Origin of the sequence: Brevundimonas sp. (assembly GCF_046295595.1) — a bacterium.
Taxonomy (GTDB): Bacteria; Pseudomonadota; Alphaproteobacteria; order Caulobacterales; family Caulobacteraceae; genus Brevundimonas.
Window position 1 is genome coordinate 1 of record NZ_JBKBMX010000031.1, and the last position, 15,105, is coordinate 15,105.

General features: G+C 70.0%; 12 protein-coding genes. 10 read left to right on the forward strand and 2 right to left on the reverse strand.

Translation table 11 applies throughout. The features are described from left to right. Window positions 1–477: 477 nt before the first annotated feature. Genes ACK4JY_RS14505 through ACK4JY_RS14520 form a run of 4 tightly spaced genes read left to right on the forward strand, consistent with a single transcriptional unit; the run spans window position 478 to window position 4,298 of the window. Entirely contained in the window at window positions 478–1,455 is a 978-nt protein-coding gene (locus tag ACK4JY_RS14505; RefSeq protein ID WP_409606818.1) for a DUF459 domain-containing protein, read from the forward strand. A 5-nt stretch (window positions 1,456–1,460) separates the two neighbouring features. Next, entirely contained in the window at window positions 1,461–2,363 is a 903-nt protein-coding gene (locus ACK4JY_RS14510; RefSeq protein WP_409606819.1) for a GDSL-type esterase/lipase family protein, read from the forward strand. Continuing rightward, the gene (locus tag ACK4JY_RS14515) at window positions 2,364–3,770 is read left to right on the forward strand and encodes an MBOAT family O-acyltransferase (protein ID WP_409606820.1); all 1,407 of its coding nucleotides are present in this window, start codon (window positions 2,364–2,366) and stop codon (window positions 3,768–3,770) included. It abuts the gene before it with no gap. A 12-nt stretch (window positions 3,771–3,782) separates the two neighbouring features. After that, window positions 3,783–4,298 (forward strand): hypothetical protein, encoded by a 516-nt coding sequence (locus tag ACK4JY_RS14520; RefSeq protein ID WP_409606821.1) that lies wholly within the window; start codon window positions 3,783–3,785, stop codon window positions 4,296–4,298. Here the strand turns inward: ACK4JY_RS14520 and ACK4JY_RS14525 are convergent. Both ACK4JY_RS14525 and ACK4JY_RS14530 read right to left on the reverse strand, forming a co-directional pair. Beyond that, window positions 4,295–5,968 (reverse strand): alkaline phosphatase D family protein, encoded by a 1,674-nt coding sequence (locus ACK4JY_RS14525; RefSeq protein WP_409606822.1) that lies wholly within the window; start codon window positions 5,966–5,968, stop codon window positions 4,295–4,297. The two genes, ACK4JY_RS14520 and ACK4JY_RS14525, sit on opposite strands and share 4 nt — an antisense overlap. Before the next feature lie 11 nt (window positions 5,969–5,979). Beyond that, window positions 5,980–8,556 (reverse strand): TonB-dependent receptor, encoded by a 2,577-nt coding sequence (locus tag ACK4JY_RS14530; protein ID WP_409606823.1) that lies wholly within the window; start codon window positions 8,554–8,556, stop codon window positions 5,980–5,982. A gap of 255 nt (window positions 8,557–8,811) precedes the next feature. Between ACK4JY_RS14530 and ACK4JY_RS14535 the strand changes: the two genes are divergently transcribed. From ACK4JY_RS14535 to ACK4JY_RS14560, 6 genes are all read left to right on the forward strand, one after another. After that, window positions 8,812–10,239: a circularly permuted type 2 ATP-grasp protein gene (locus ACK4JY_RS14535; protein WP_409606824.1), complete on the forward strand. Its 1,428-nt coding sequence runs from the start codon at window positions 8,812–8,814 to the stop codon at window positions 10,237–10,239. A gap of 69 nt (window positions 10,240–10,308) precedes the next feature. Further along, on the forward strand, window positions 10,309–11,241 hold the full coding sequence (locus ACK4JY_RS14540) for an alpha-E domain-containing protein (protein WP_409606825.1): 933 nt from the start codon (window positions 10,309–10,311) through the stop codon (window positions 11,239–11,241). A gap of 3 nt (window positions 11,242–11,244) precedes the next feature. Then, on the forward strand, window positions 11,245–12,069 hold the full coding sequence (locus tag ACK4JY_RS14545; protein WP_409606826.1) for a transglutaminase domain-containing protein: 825 nt from the start codon (window positions 11,245–11,247) through the stop codon (window positions 12,067–12,069). Window positions 12,070–12,142: 73 nt separating this feature from the next. Further along, entirely contained in the window at window positions 12,143–12,910 is a 768-nt protein-coding gene (locus ACK4JY_RS14550; RefSeq protein WP_409606827.1) for a peptidase, read from the forward strand. Between the two features lie 93 nt (window positions 12,911–13,003). Next, complete coding sequence (locus ACK4JY_RS14555; protein ID WP_409606828.1) at window positions 13,004–13,708, forward strand: flavodoxin family protein; 705 nt, start codon at window positions 13,004–13,006, stop codon at window positions 13,706–13,708. A gap of 2 nt (window positions 13,709–13,710) precedes the next feature. Continuing rightward, a complete protein-coding gene (locus tag ACK4JY_RS14560; protein WP_409606829.1) occupies window positions 13,711–14,973 on the forward strand; it encodes an alpha/beta fold hydrolase in 1,263 nt (420 codons plus the stop codon). Window positions 14,974–15,105 lie beyond the last annotated feature (132 nt).

Below are 15,105 nucleotides of genomic sequence, written 5' to 3' on the forward strand. Positions count from 1 at the left end.
CGCCAGACGCCCTCCCCCGCGACGGGATGAAGGGCATTGTAAGGGAGGCCGGCCCTAGTACAGACAAAACGGTTTGAGAAAAGGTTATGTGGCTGATTGTGCTGGGGAATATTTTGATAACCAGACTATAATTTCGCGGATTGTAGGCACAGCGTCACGGCCTCACCTCCCCGTCGGCGAAGGCCGATGGGGAGGACGGTCGATGCGAAGCAGCGACCCGGAGGGGGCGGCGCCGGCCGATGTGGTTCGCGCCGGACTCCCTTTCCGCCTGCGCCGCCCCCTCCTGATCGTCGCTGACGCGCCGATCTGTCCTCCCCATTCGCCTACGCGAATGGGGAGGTGAGGTCACCGCAGCCCCGTTAACCTTTTTCTTCGCGTGGGGCGGGCGGGCGATAGTCAGGGGCGGGCGATAGGGTAAAAGAGGCGTCTTGGCGGATTCACGTTCGGGGGGACGAGGTGCGGGCTGGCTTCAACGCTATGACGGCGATCTTCGCGATCGGCGTGCTGGCCGGCCTGCTGCTGACGCCGGACGGGCGCCAGTGGCTGCGCCATCCGACGATGATGCTGGGCGATCGCGCCAACGCCTCGGCCCCCTCCGCGCCCGTTCCGGAAGCCGCGCCCGTCGCCGTGGTCGCCGCCCCGCCGCCGGTCGCGCCTGTGACCCCGCTGGCGGCGCGGCTGACGCGGGGGCCGCTGCGCATCGGGGTGTTCGGCGACTCCATGGCCGACGGCCTTTACACCGGCCTGTACCGCGACCTGCGCGACCAGCCGAAGGTCACGGTGACGAAATTCTCCGAGGTCTCGACCGGCCTGTCGCGCTACGACTACGTCGACATCCAGGCCAAGACGCAGCGTCAGATCGAGGCGACGCCGATCGATGTGGCGGTGATCCTGTTCGGCGCCAATGACGCCCAGGGCATCAGCCTGGACGGCGTCATCCACGACTTCGGCACCGAGGGCTGGAAGGCCGCCTATGCGACGCGCATCGACAATCTGGTCGCCATGCTGCGCGGCCGCGACGTGGCGGTCTACTGGGTCGGCCTGCCGCGCATGAAGAGCGCCCGGTTCGACGGGCGGATGGCGCTGATCAACGGGGTGATCGAGACGCGGATGCAGGCGCTGGGCGTGCCGTTTCTGGAGACAACGTCGCTGACCTCGAACGGGGAGGGCGGCTATGAGGCCTATCTGGCCAATGGCGGCGGCCGCAAGGTGCTGATGCGGGCCAATGACGGGATCCATATGTCGATGGCCGGCTATCTGCGGCTCAGCGCGCCGGTGGCGGACCGGTTGAAGCGGGATGCGGGGCTTCTGGCCTCCCCCCCGGCCGCTCATCCCCGCGAAGGCGGGGATCCAGTTCTTTCCGGCGGGACGCCGGAGCCTCAGGACAATCGTGGGCTCGTTTCCCGGCCCGCCTCCATCACCCAAAGCACCGGGTCCCCGCCTTCGCGGGGATGAGCGGAGTGGGGGGAGAGTCAACCGGATCGGGTCTGGCATGGCTGGCGCTCGCCGCCATGCTGTCGGCCGAGCCCGCCGCCGCGCAGGAAGTCCCCTATCTGGCGCTGGAGCGGGTGGCTCCGGGGGTGTCGGTCTGCGCCGGCGGGCTGTGCCAGCCGGAGGCGTTGGCGCAGGTGTTCGGCCGGCTGGCCTTGACCGAGGCGGGCGGTCCGGTCCCGGCGGTGCGGATCCATCAGCTCGGGGACAGCCATACGGCGGGCGGGCGCATCACCGGCGCGGTGCGGGCCCGGCTGCAGGGACGGTTCGGCTATGCCGGGCAGGACGAGTCACAGCCGGGCGTCCTGCTGTTCGACTACGGCGAGGTCGGCGCGACCCTGCGCGACCTGCAGGCATGGCGCGACGCGGGGGCGCCGGGCGGGTTGGCGCCGTGGGCCGCCGATCTGGTCGTTCTGGCCTTCGGGACCAACGAGGGGTTCGAGGACGGGCTGGACGGGGCCGCCTATGAGACGACGCTGCGGGACGAGGTGTCCCGGCTGCGGGCGCTGACGCCCCGGGCCTCGATCCTGATCCTCGGCGCGCCGGACGCGCTGCGCATCGGCGTGGCCGGCGGGTGCAGCGCCGACGGGCAGCGCGCGCCGCCGCCGTCGCTGGCGGTGGTCCGGGACGTGCAGCGGCGGGTCGCCGCCGACATGGGTGTGGCGTTCTGGGACTGGCATGGGCGGATGGGGGGCGACTGTTCGGCGGACCGGCTGGCCCTGCGGGCCGAGCCCTATATGCGCGGAGACCGGGTGCATTTCACCGGCGCCGGGGCCGAGTGGATCGGCGGCGTGATGGCCGGTGATCTGCTGGCCGCCTATGAGGTCTGGAAGGCGGCGCGGGCCACGGTCGAGCCGGGGGGCGCGGACTAGATGCTGTTCCCCACCCTGGCGTTCGGCGTCTTCTTTCTGGTCGTCTATTTCACCGCCTGGTCGCTGGATCGCGAGAACGGGCGGCGCAAGCTGTTCCTGCTGCTGGCCAGCTGGTTCTTCTACGCCCAGTGGGACTGGCGTTTCGTCGGCCTGCTGATCGCCTCGGCGGTGCTGAACTGGGGCGTGGCGGCGCTGATCGCGCGGTCGCGGGAGCGCGGCGAACGGACCGGCTGGCTGGTCGGGCTGGGCGTGGCGGTCAATCTGCTGATCCTCGGCTTCTTCAAATACTACGGCTTCTTTGTCGAGGAGGCCGGCGAGCTGCTGGCGCGGTTCGGCTGGGAGCGGGATCTGCCGCTGCTGCAGATCGTGCTGCCGGTGGGGATTTCCTTCTTCACCTTCCAGGGCATTTCCTATGTCGTCGACGTGCATCGCGGGAAGACGCCGCCGGCCAGGAGCCTGCTCGACGTCATGCTGCTGATGAGCTTCTTCCCGCATCTGGTGGCCGGACCGATCGTGCGCGCCTCGGACCTGCTGCCACAGTTCGAGCGGACGCCGCGGCTGACGCGGGAGATGGCGACGCACGGCCTTCTGCTGATCGTCTGGGGCCTGTTCAAGAAGACGGTGATCGCTTCGGAGATCTCGGTGAACCTGGTCGATCCGGTGTTCTTCGATCCGACCGCCTATGGGGCGGTGGACATCGCGGCGGCGGTCTATGGCTATGCGGTCCAGATCTATTGCGACTTCTCGGCCTATTCCGACATGGCCATCGGGCTGGCGGCGCTGCTGGGCTATTCCTTCCCGCGCAATTTCGACCAGCCATACCGGGCCAGTTCGATGCAGGCCTTCTGGCGGCGCTGGCATATCAGCCTGTCCAGCTGGCTGCGGGACTACCTGTATGTGCCGCTGGGGGGCGGGCGGAAGGGGCTGGTCTCCAGCTGCATCAACGTCTTCATCACCATGGTGCTGGGCGGGCTGTGGCACGGGGCGGCGCTGACCTTCCTCGCTTGGGGCGCGCTTCACGGTGGGGTGCAGGTGATCGAGCGGCTCGGTCGCGCGGCGCTGGGTGATCGTAAGGTGATCCCGACGGTGGTCGGGGTGGTGGCGACCTTCCACATCGTCTGCCTCGGCTGGATCCTGTTCCGGGCCGAGAGTTTCGACCTGGCGATGCAGATGCTGCAGGGCCTGGGGCGGGTCGGGCCGGTGGTCATGCTGACGCCGCTGCTGCTGACGCTGATCGTCGGTGGGCTGGCGATGCACTGGCTGCCGCCGCGCGCCATCGAGGGCGTGGCCGAGCGGCTCAAGGCGGCGCCGTCGCTGACGCTTGGCCTGCTGGTCGGGGCGGCCATACTGCTGGTCGAGGCGGTGCGGCCCGAGGGCGTGGCGCCCTTCATCTATTTCCAATTCTAGGTTGGAGGCGGCATGACCAACTATCGCGACGAGCCGCCGATCCCGCTGGAGCCGTTCCCGCTGCGCGCGCCGGACTCGCCGTTCCCGCCGCTGGCCGAGAGCGTGGCGGCGCCCGCGCCGGCGCAGGCCGATCCGCCCAGCGACTGGATCGAGAGCGCCGACGCCCACGACCTGCCGACGCGCGAGAACGCCTTGGCGGCGCTGGGCCGGTTCGCCTTTCCGCCGGCTCCGCCGCTGGACGACGAGGGCGTTGCGGCGCGCGACCGGCGCTGGACCAGCCGGACGGTGATGACGGCGGCGGCGTTCCTGCTGGTGTTCAACGCCGTGTCGCCGCTGAACTGGGCGCGGCAGCAGCCGCCGGGCTGGATCCCGGAGACGGTGCGTCAGCTGTCGGAGGTCTGGGCGGCGCAGCTGTCGGTGTTCGCCGTCGACCAGCCGCGGCGGGGCCTGCGCGAGGTGTGGGACGCGGCGCGGCGGGCGCGCTTCATCGGCCAGCCGCCGGCCGATGAAGCGCCGCCGGCGGGTTAGGCCTCGACCAGCTCGCCCAGGCCGTCGGCGGTGCGGGCGACGGTGAAGGTCTTGAGCACGCCGGCCTCATAGGGTTTGGCGAACAGGGTCGAGACGGTGCGCAGCTCGGCCTTCGCCTGGTCCGGGGTCAGGGTCAGCAGGACATAGCCCTTGGCCGACTGGTCGCAGAAGACGACCTCGTCATTGGCCTGCATCAGGGCGGCGCCCAGCGGCAGGCGCGGCACGGCGTCGCCGGGCGAGGGGCTGGAGATGGCGCTGGTTCCGAACTCGACGCCGCGGCGGGCGCCGGCGGCGTCCTTGAGGTCGTCGACCCAGAAGGCGTGGCTGTCACCGGCGAGGACGATGGGCTGGACCCCGGCCTCGGCGAAGGCGGCGTACAGGCGTTCGCGGCCGGCGGGGTAGCCGTCCCAGCTGTCGAGATTGAACGGCACGCCCAGTTTGAACAGCTCGATCGACTGGCGGATGCGGGCGCGGATCGGGCCGGGAAGGGTGGCCAGCAGGGCGGCGATCTGCAGCGGATTGGCCATCTTGGTGACGTCGGGGCCCTGGACGCGGGCCATGACCACCTGGTTGCCGACGATCTGCCACGGCTTGCCGGCGGCGCGCGAGGCCTGGAGGGTCGATTTGATCCAGTCGCGCTGGGCGTCGCCCAGCAGGTCGCGGGCCGGGTCGTTGCGCTTCATCTGGAAGGCGGCGACGTCGGGGCGGCCGTCGGCCATCGGCATGTCGGCTTCGTAGCGCAGCTGTTCGCCGCGGGCGAGCAGGCGGGTCTCGACCATCAGCAGGCTGGCCAGATCGCCGAAGTCGAAGCTGCGCTGGATGGCTTCGCGGGTCAGGCCGGCGGCCGGTTCGCGGATCGGCATCCATTCGAACCAGGCCTTGAGCGCCGCGGCCTTGCGGGTGACGTAGTCGCCTTCGGCGGCGGGGGTGTGGTTCTCCGCGCCGGCGGTCCAGGCATCATTGGCGACCTCGTGGTCGTCCCAGACGCAGATGAAGGGGGCGCGGGCGTGGGCCGCCTGCAGGTCGGGGTCGGACTTGTACTGGGCGTGACGCTGGCGGTAGTCGGCCAGGGAGACGATCTCGTGCGCCGGCTCGGGGATGCGGCCCAGCGGGGCGCCGGAGGCCATGCCGTAGGCGTCGGGCCCGGCGCCATATTCATAGATGTAGTCGCCGAGATGGACGACGGCGTCGAGCCGCTCCAGCTTCGACACCGCGTCCCAGGCGTTGAACAGGCCGCCGGGATGGAGCTGGCACGAGGCCACGGCGAGCACGACCTCCGGGGTCGGGCCGGCCGGCAGGGTGCGGGTGCGGCCCTGCGGCGAGCGGGTCTCGCCGGCGGTGAAGGCGTAGCGGTATTCGACGCCCGGCTGCAGGCCGGCGACCGGGACCTTGACGGTGAAGTCGCGGTCGGGGCCGGTCTCGACCGTGCCCGAAGCGTCGGAAGTCGCCTCGCCGTCGCGCCAGACCGACCAGTCGACCCGCACCGACCGGACCGCCGGATCGGCCGGGGTGACCCGGGTCCAGATCACCACGCCCTCGGCTTGGGGATCGCCGGAGGCGACGCCGTGGGCGAAGGCGACGGACGGGACGGTGCGGGCGGCGGCGGGCAGGGCCGCCCCCGCCGCGCCGGCGCCGAACAGCCCGAAAAGGTCGCGGCGGTGCAGGGTCATCGCAGTGGCTCCTAGTAGCGCAGGCTGAAGGACGCGCCGAGGCTGGCCGGACGGCCGGCGATGAAGGTCGGCATGCCGAGGGCGTCGCCGGTGTTGCCGGCGTCCTTGATGTATTCCTCGTCCAGCAGGTTGTCAGCGAAGACTTCGAACGCCCAGTTGGCCGAGTTCGGCTCGTAGCGGACGCGAAGGTTCAGCAGGCCGTAGCTGTCCTGGAACTCGTCGACGATCAGATCCGGAACGAGATTGCGCGCCTGCAGGTCGGTGCGGTCGTTGTCGTCGTCGAAGAAGACCTTGGACTGCCAGGTGTACGTCGGCTGGATCGCGATGGCGCCGTCGCCCGCCGCGATGCGCCAGATCGCGCCGACGGAGGCCATGTGGTCGGGCGAGAGGCGGAAGCTGTTGCCCTCGCGCGCGCCGGTTTCGAAACGCGAGTGGTTGTAGCCGTAGGTAGCGAACAGGTCGAAGTCCGAGGCGGCCTGGTAGAAGACCTGGCCTTCGAAGCCATAGGCCCTGGCCTCGCCGGCGTTGATGGTGATGAAGTCGATGCCGTCCTGCTCTGTCGTCTGGAAGTTTTCGTAGGCGTAGTGGAACACCGCGCCGTCCAGCCGCAGGCGGCCGTCCATCATGGCGGTCTTGGCGCCGAACTCGAAGCTGTCGACGGTTTCGGCCTCGACCACCGAGAAGGTCGGGGCGCCGAAGGGGGCCGACGGGCCGGAGACGCTGATCACCTCGGGCCGGCGGCCGCGGGCGTAGTTGGCGTACACGCTGGCGTCGTCCGAGACGGCGTAGCGCGACGTCAGGCGCCAGGTCAGGCCGTCGTCCTCATGGTCCGAATAGACGAAGTCGCCGTTGTTGGCGGTGGGCTGGGACTGGAGCGCGAACAGCGGCAGGCCTGGGCGGGTGGCGAAGCCGGGCTGGACCAACAGGCCGGGTTGGCCGAGCGGGGTCAGGATGAAGGCGGCGGCATCGGCCGGCGGAATGGCGCCGGTCTGAATGGCGAGCAGGGCGCCCAGGGCCGAGCGGCCGTTGGAGACGCTGGCGGCGTAGCCGGTGGTCTTTTCATCGCTGGTCCAGCGCAGGCCGGCGGCGAACTCCCACCGATCGTTAGGCCGGAAGGTGACGTCACCGAACACGTCGTAAGAGGTCAGCTCGCTGGCGTTGGTCGATTCCTCGATGTGGTTCGACTTCAGATTGGCGACGATGCCGGGAGCCAGGGCCGGGGCCAGCGGCTGCGCCGCTACGGGTAGCAGGCTGGTCAGGATGCCGGTCAGAACCTGCTGGGCCACAGCGGGATAGGCGGCCTGGGGCAGGGTGTTGGCGCCGATGACGCCGGCCTGCCCGTCCAGCAGGCTGCCGGTGGCGGGGCTGATCCCGGCCATCAGCTGGGCGAGGGCGATCCGCTCGTCATACTGGGTCGGGGCGCGCTGGTAGCCGTCCTCGTGGAACCAGCCGGCGCCGACGAAAGCGGTGATCTTGCCGCCGTTGTCGAAATTCAGGCGCAGCTCCTGGCTCCACTGTTCGCCGTAGGCGTCCTCGGCGGCGGTCAGGATCGGCAGGGAGACGCCGTCGGGGTCGAAGGTCTCGTAGCTGTCGAACTGGCGGTAGGCGGTGGTCGAGTTCAGCGACCAGGCGGGGGACAGCTCGATCCGGGCGAGGCCTGTCACGCCCCAGACCTCGCGCTCCAGACCGAGCGTCTTGCCGCCGTCGAAGGCCGCGCCCGGCGTCAGGGCCGCGCCCTCCCACGGAGCGCGCTCGCCGAGGACCGCGCCGGTCACCGGGTCGGCCGGATCATAGGCGATCGATTTGAACGGCGTGCCCGAGGCCTCGTCCTGCTGGTAGTTGGCGATCAGATCGAGGCGCACGGCCTCCGACGGCTCCCAGGCGCCGGACAGGCGGACGGCGCGGGTTTCGATGGCGTTGTAGTCCTCGCCGCCCAGCAGGTTGTCGACATAGCCGTCGCGCGTCTTCAGGCGCGTGGCGAGGCGCAGGCCGGCGTCATCGCCCAGCGGCAGGTTGAGCATGCCTTCGACGGCGTAGTAGGCGTCGCTGCCGACCGAGGCGCCGGCGTCGGCGGCGGTCTCGCCCGGGATGGCGCGGTTCTGCACGATATTGACGGCGCCGATCAGGGCGCCGCGGCCGTAGAGGGTCGACTGCGGGCCCTTGGCGATTTCGACCCGCTCGATGTCGAACAGCTCGACGTAGGAACCGCGCGATTTCGAGATCGACACCCCGTCCTGATAGACCGAGACCCGCGGTTCGGCCGTGGCCGCGCCGGAGTCCGAGGTGATGCCGCGCATCACGAAGCCGGGGTTGTTGGGCGACTGGTTCTGCACCAGGAAGCCGGGCACGAAGGCCGACAGGGCGTCGAACTCCTCGACGCCGAGGTCTTCCAGGAACTGGCCGGAATAGGCGGTCAGGGCGAAGGGAACCTCGATCGGATCCTGCTCGCGCAGCTGGGCCGTGACGATGACGTCGTCGACGGACGTCGGTTCGGCGTCCTGGGCGAGGGCCCCGCCGGCCAGGCCGCAGGCCAGCGCGAGGCTGCTGACGCCCAGCAGGAAGGACGAATTTTCGATACGGTGAATCATGGCAGCCCCCGACGGTTGGTGGATGCGGCGTAGCGGGCGTTCGTGCCGGTCTGGCGACGGGATCGCCACCGCCGTGTGAAGCTGCGATGTCGATCTGGCGACGACTGGTCCGCAGACGCATGAAATGCGCGCCCTGCATCCGCCCGGTCCGGATCATGCGCGGCAGCGACCGTGACCTTCGCGGCGCTGCAACATTCCTGTTGCGTGCGCGTAGCGTATCGGGCCACGTTCGTGGCTGGTTGCAGCGGGAGCGGCATGGCCTTCGACGAAATGTCAGGTGACGGACCGGCCTACGGGTCGGACGTGCGGGAAAGCTATCGGGGGCTGGCGCGCTGGCTGGCCGAGGCGCCCGAGGGCCTGCTGCAATCGCGGTCGCGCCAGGCCGAGCTGTTCTTTCGCCGCATGGGCATCACCTTCGCCGTCTATGGCGACGCGGAATCGAGCGAGCGGCTGATCCCGTTCGATGTCGTGCCGCGCATCATCGGCGCGGCCGAATGGGCCGGGCTGGAGGCCGGGCTGGTTCAGCGCGTCACCGCCATTAACCTGTTCCTCGCCGACATCTACGGGCGGCAGGAGTGTCTGAAGGCGGGGGTGCTGCCGGCCGAGCTGGTGCTGACCAACCCCCACTACGCGCCCGAGATGCAGGGGCGGCGGCCGCCGCGCGGCGTCTGGGTGCATATCGCCGGCGTCGATCTGGTGCGCACCGGCGACGACGGCTTCTATGTGCTGGAAGACAATTGCCGCACCCCCTCCGGGGTCTCCTACATGCTGGAGAACCGCGAGATGATGATGCGGTTGTTCCCGGACCTGTTCGCCGACTATCCGGTGCGGCCGGTCGAGCCCTACGCCGACATGCTGCTGGCCAGCCTGCGGGCCTGCGCGCCGGAGGCGGCGGGGGCCGATCCGACCATCGTGGTGCTGACCCCGGGGCCGTTCAACTCGGCCTACTATGAGCACAGCTTCCTCGCCGACAAGCTGGGCGTCGAACTGGTCGAGGGGCGCGACCTGTTCGTCGACGACGGCCATGTCTTCATGCGCACCACCGAGGGGCGCCAGCGGGTCGATGTCGTCTACCGCCGCATCGACGACGACTTCCTCGATCCCCTGACCTTCCGGCCGGACACGGCGCTGGGCGTGCCGGGGCTGATGACGGCCTATCAGGCGGGCACGGTGACCCTGGCCAACGCCGTCGGCACGGGCGTGGCCGACGACAAGGCGGTCTATACCTATATGCCGGAAATCATCCGCTTCTTCACCGGCGAGGAGCCGATACTGAAGAATGTGCCGACCTGGCGCTGCCGCGAGCCCGAGGCCTTGAAGTACGTGCTGGCGCATCTGGAAGAGCTGGTGGTCAAGGAGGTCGGCGGCTCGGGCGGGTATGGCATGCTGGTCGGGCCGGCGGCGTCGAAGGTCGAGGTCGAGGCGTTCCGCAAGCGGCTGGTCAACGATCCCGACGACTTCATCGCCCAGCCGACACTGGATCTGTCGACGGCCCCGACGCTGGACAAGAATGGCGAACTGTCGCCGCGTCACGTCGATCTGCGGCCGTTCGTGCTGTCCAGCCCCGACGGGGTCAAGGTGGCGCCGGGCGGGCTGACGCGGGTGGCGCTGAAGCCGGGCTCGCTGGTGGTCAACTCCAGCCAGGGCGGCGGAACCAAGGACACCTGGGTGCTGGATGTTTGAGGTCAGCGCACGGTCTGCCCCCCCCACCAGCCTTCGGCTGGTCCCCCTCCCCCAGAAGGGGGAGGAGAAATGCTGAGCCGCACCGCAGACGCCCTGTACTGGACCGGCCGCTATATCGAGCGGGCGGACTTCCTTGCGCGCATTCTGGAGGCGACGATCCGGCTGGCGGCCATTCCGACGCGCGGCGACGGCGACGCCGAGACGGTGTGGGCCAGCGCCCTCGCCTGCGCCAGCGTGCCCAAGGCGCTGGGCCGCTCGCCGACCGAGAAGTCGGTGCGCGAATATCTGGCCTTCGCGCCGGAGAACCCGTCCTCGATCGCCGCCTGCATCACCCGGGCGCGGACCAACGCCCGGTCGGTCCGCACCGCCCTGACCATTGAACTGTGGGAAGCGATCAACGGCGCGTGGAACGGGCTGGAGGAGCAGGGCCAGCCGACGCGGCGGGACGATTTCACGCGCTTTCTGGAGTGGGTGAAGGCGATGACCCTGGCGGTCGAGGGCGCGACCTCGCGGACCATGCTGCGCAACGACGGCTATTATTTCCTGCGCCTCGGCGCGGCGATCGAGCGGGCCGACAACACGGCGCGGCTGCTGGACGTCAAATATCATCTGCTGCTGCCCGAGGGCGAGCGGGTCGGGGGTCAGCTGGACTATTTCCAGTGGACCACCCTGTTGCGCGAGGTCTCGGCCCTGACCGCCTATCGCTGGGTCTATCGCGACAGCGTCAAGCCGTGGCTGGTGGCCGACCTGCTGGTGCTGAACCGGCAGATGCCGCGCTCGCTGGCCAGCTGCCAGGCCTCGATCGTGCGCTATCTGGAGCGGCTGGCCAGCGACTACGGCCGGCGCGGTCCGGCCCAGCGGCTGGCGGCCGACCGGATGCGGTCGTTCGACAATTCGCGCATCGAGGCCATCTTCCAGTCCGGTCTGCACGAATACATCCAGGCCTTCCTCGCCGAGAACGGGCGGCTGGGTCAGGCCATCCACGAACAGTATCTGAGCTGATCCGTGCGCATCCAGATCGATCACGCCACGACCTACGCCTATGACCGGGCCGCGCGCTTCATCATCCAGACCCTGCGCATGACGCCGCGCTCCAGCGAGGGCCAGCAGGTCCGGCGCTGGCAGGTCGAGACCGACGTCGACGCCCGGCTGCGCCGTTCGGAGGACTCGTTCGGCAATGTCGTGCACACCCTCTACACCGAGCAGCCGACGGCCAGCCTGACGGTGCGGGTGTCGGGCGAGGTGATCACCAGCGACACCGCCGGGGTCGTGCCGCCGGATCAGGAGACGCTGTCGCCGCTGGTGTTCCTGCGCGACACGGCCCTGACGAAGCGGGACCGGCTGATCTCGGTGTTCGCGTCGGAATTCTCGGCCCATCCGCCGTTGGAGCGGCTGCACCGGCTGACGGCGGCGATCCACGGCTCGGTCGCCTTCGAGGTCGGGGTGACGACGCCGACCCACACCGCCGCCGAGGTGCTGGCCCTCGGCCGGGGCGTCTGTCAGGACCACGCCCACGTCTTCATTGCCTGCGCCCGGCAGATGGGGGTGCCGGCGCGCTATGTCTCGGGCCATCTGCTGCGGCGGGACACCGAGGACCAGGATGCCGCCCACGCCTGGGCCGAGGGCTGGGTCGAGGGGCTGGGCTGGGTCGGTTTCGATCCGGCCAACGGGGTCTGTCCGACCGAGCGCTATGTGCGGGTGGCGACCGGCCTGGACTATCTGGGCGCCGCCCCGGTGCGCGGGGCCAGCTATGGCGGCGGCGGCGAGCGGCTGGCGGTCAGGCTGACCGTGCGTGATGCCGACATGCAACAGAGTCAGCAACAGGCATGAGGGCGGGGTCGACGGACACGGGAATCTGTTACCCTGACCGGATGACGGACGTCAGTCGGGAGCGACGCATCCCATGACCTACTGTGTGGGCATGCTGGTCGAGGAGGGTCTGGCGATGATCGCCGACACCCGGACCAATGCCGGCGTCGACAATATCTCGTCCTACCGCAAGCTGCATGTCGTCGACCGCCCCGGCGACCGGGTGCTGGGCGTCTGCACCGCCGGCAATCTGTCGGTGACCCAGACCGCCCTGGCCATGGTGGCGGAGGGGGTCAATCTGCACGTCGGCGAGACGCCCGAGACGCTGGAGACGGCGCCGAGCCTGTTCCGCTGCGCCCAACTGCTGGGCCACGCCCTGCGCGAGACGCGGCTGTCGATCGCCCCGGCGATGGAGGCGGACAGTCTCAATGTCTCGGCCAGCATGCTGCTGGGCGGGCAGGTCGCGGGCGGCCAGATGGGGCTGTACCTGATCTACAGCCAGGGCAATTTCATCGAGATCGGCCGCGACACCCCCTATCTGCAGATCGGCGAGCTGAAATACGGCAAGCCGATCCTCGAGAGCGGGCTGGCGTACGACACGCCGCTGGCGGAGGCGGTCAAGCTGGGGCTGATCTCCTTCTCGACGACGATGCGGTCGAACGTGGCGGTCGGGGCGCCGTTCGACATGCTGACGCTGCGGCGCGGCTTCCTGAGCGGCGACGTGCGGCGGATCGAGGCGGACGACGCCTATTTCACCGACCTGCACGAGCAGTGGACCCGGGCCCAGAGCGCGGCGCGCCGGGCCATGCCGCAGCCGCCGTGGATGAACGGCGCGCCGCGACTGGCGGCCAGCCGGGGCTGAGGTCGCGCGCGACCCGGCGGCGGTTGATGCGTTCCCCGGTCCCGGCCCCTCGGCGCCCGAGCGCGCTGCGGCCCCCGCGAAGGACCGATTCCCATGACCGACCATGCCGACCTCACGGCCCTGTTCATCAACTCCAGCCTGAAGCGGTCCAGCGAACCGTCGCACACCCAGACGCTGATGGACGTCGCCGTGGACGTCATGGCGACACAGGGCGTCCGGACGACGACGATCCGCGCCGCCGATCTGGACATTCCGCCCGGGGTCCAGCCGGACATGACGGAGCATGGCTGGGACAGCGACGGCTGGCCCGCGGTGCAGGCGCAGGTGATGGCCGCCGACATCCTCGTCATCGGCACGCCGATCTGGCTGGGCGACAAGTCGTCGGTCTGCACCCGGGTGATCGAGCGGCTGTACGGCTATTCCGGCGAGCTGAACGACCGGGGGCAGTCGGCCTACTATGGTCGGGTCGGCGGCTGCATCGTCACCGGCAATGAGGACGGCGTCAAACACTGCGCCATGAACCTGCTCTATTCGCTGCAGCATCTCGGCTATGTCATCCCGCCGCAGGCCGACGCCGGCTGGGTCGGGGAGGCGGGGCCGGGCCCCTCGTACGGCGACGACGGGACGGTCGGGCTCGACAACGACTTCACCCGGCGCAACACCACCTTCATGGCGTGGAACCTGATGCATATGGCGCGGATGCTGAAGGACGCCGGCGGGGTGCCGGCCTGGGGCAATCTGCGACCGGCGTGGGATCAGGGCGAGCGTTTCGACCAGCCGAACCCGGAGTATCGCTGAACATGACGGCCGTGGATTTCGACTTCTCCAACCCGGCCGGACGGCGGCTGACGGGGGTGCTGGAGACCGGGCCGGGGCCGGTGCGGGCCTGGGCGGTGTTCGCCCACTGTTTCACCTGCGACAAGACCTCGCTGGCGGCGACGCGGGTCAGCCGGGCGCTGGCGGCGGAGGGCGTCGGCGTGCTGCGCTTCGACTTCACCGGCCTGGGCGAGAGCGAGGGCCGGTTCGGCGAGGGGCTGTCGGGCGATGTCCAGGACGTGGTCTGCGCCGCCCGGGCGATGGCGGCGACGGGGCGGACGCCGCGGCTGCTGATCGGCCACAGCTTCGGCGGGGCGGCGGTGCTGGCGGCGGCCGGGGCGATCGGGTCGGTCGCGGCCGTGGCCGTGATCGGGACGCCGTTCGACGCCGAGCATGTGCTGGCCCATGTCGGCGACCAGCTGGACGACGTGACGCACGGGCGGCGCGTGCCGGTGTCGATCGCCGGGCGGGATTTCCAGCTGGGCGCCGGCTTCGTCGAGGACATCCGCTCGCACAACCAGCGGGCCCGGATCGAGGGGCTGAAGCGGGCCCTGCTGGTGCTGCATTCGCCGGTCGACGAGATCGTCGGGATCGACAATGCGTCCGGCATCTTCCAGGCGGCGCGGCATCCCAAGAGCTTCGTCTCGCTGGACGACGCTGACCACCTGCTGACCCGGGAGGCCGATGCGGATTATGCGGCAGCGGTGATCGCGGCCTGGGCCGGGCGCTATGTCGGCGATCTGACCGAGGCGGCGGCGCCGATGCAGGGCCTGCGGGTCGAGGAGACCGGCGGCGGCCGGTTCCAGGTGCGGGTGACGACCGCCTCGGGCAGTTTCCTCGCCGACGAGCCGGCCAGCGTCGGCGGCCTCGGCTCGGGACCGACGCCCTATGATCTGCTGGGGGCCGGGCTTGGGGCCTGTACGGCGATGACCTGCCGCCTCTACGCCGAGCGCAAGGGCTGGCCGCTGGAGCGGGTGATCGTCGAGGTCGGGCATGTGGCCAAGACGGCGTCGGCGCCGGACCATTTCACGCGCAGGATCGGCCTTGTTGGCGGGCTGGATGACGAACAGCGGGGCCGGTTGCTGGAGATCGCCGACCGCTGTCCGGTGCATCGCACCCTGACCGAGAGCGCGACGGTGGCGACCGAAGTCCTGCCGGACGGCGTTCCGGACGAGGGTGTCGAGGACGGCCCGGAAGACCATCTGCGGCGCATGCAGGCGCTGTGCGGCGAGGATGACTCCGCCTGATCGGACGCGAAGTCTCACGAAGCGCCTATGGATCTCCCGGCCAGGGGCGGAAATCCGGGAAAACTGAGGGTTTTCAAGGCTGACGATGGTGGGTGATCACGGGCTCGAACCGTGGACCCGCTGATTAAGAGT

Coding starts and splice junctions, on each gene's coding strand:
- ACK4JY_RS14525 (WP_409606822.1), bottom strand. CDS start 5,968: ATGACCCTGCACCGCCGCGACCTTTTCGGGCTGTTCGGCGCCGGCGCG.
- ACK4JY_RS14560 (WP_409606829.1), top strand. CDS start 13,711: ATGACGGCCGTGGATTTCGACTTCTCCAACCCGGCCGGACGGCGGCTG.
- ACK4JY_RS14550 (WP_409606827.1), top strand. CDS start 12,143: ATGACCTACTGTGTGGGCATGCTGGTCGAGGAGGGTCTGGCGATGATC.
- ACK4JY_RS14505 (WP_409606818.1), top strand. CDS start 478: ATGACGGCGATCTTCGCGATCGGCGTGCTGGCCGGCCTGCTGCTGACG.
- ACK4JY_RS14520 (WP_409606821.1), top strand. CDS start 3,783: ATGACCAACTATCGCGACGAGCCGCCGATCCCGCTGGAGCCGTTCCCG.
- ACK4JY_RS14555 (WP_409606828.1), top strand. CDS start 13,004: ATGACCGACCATGCCGACCTCACGGCCCTGTTCATCAACTCCAGCCTG.
- ACK4JY_RS14535 (WP_409606824.1), top strand. CDS start 8,812: ATGGCCTTCGACGAAATGTCAGGTGACGGACCGGCCTACGGGTCGGAC.
- ACK4JY_RS14540 (WP_409606825.1), top strand. CDS start 10,309: ATGCTGAGCCGCACCGCAGACGCCCTGTACTGGACCGGCCGCTATATC.
- ACK4JY_RS14530 (WP_409606823.1), bottom strand. CDS start 8,556: ATGATTCACCGTATCGAAAATTCGTCCTTCCTGCTGGGCGTCAGCAGC.
- ACK4JY_RS14515 (WP_409606820.1), top strand. CDS start 2,364: ATGCTGTTCCCCACCCTGGCGTTCGGCGTCTTCTTTCTGGTCGTCTAT.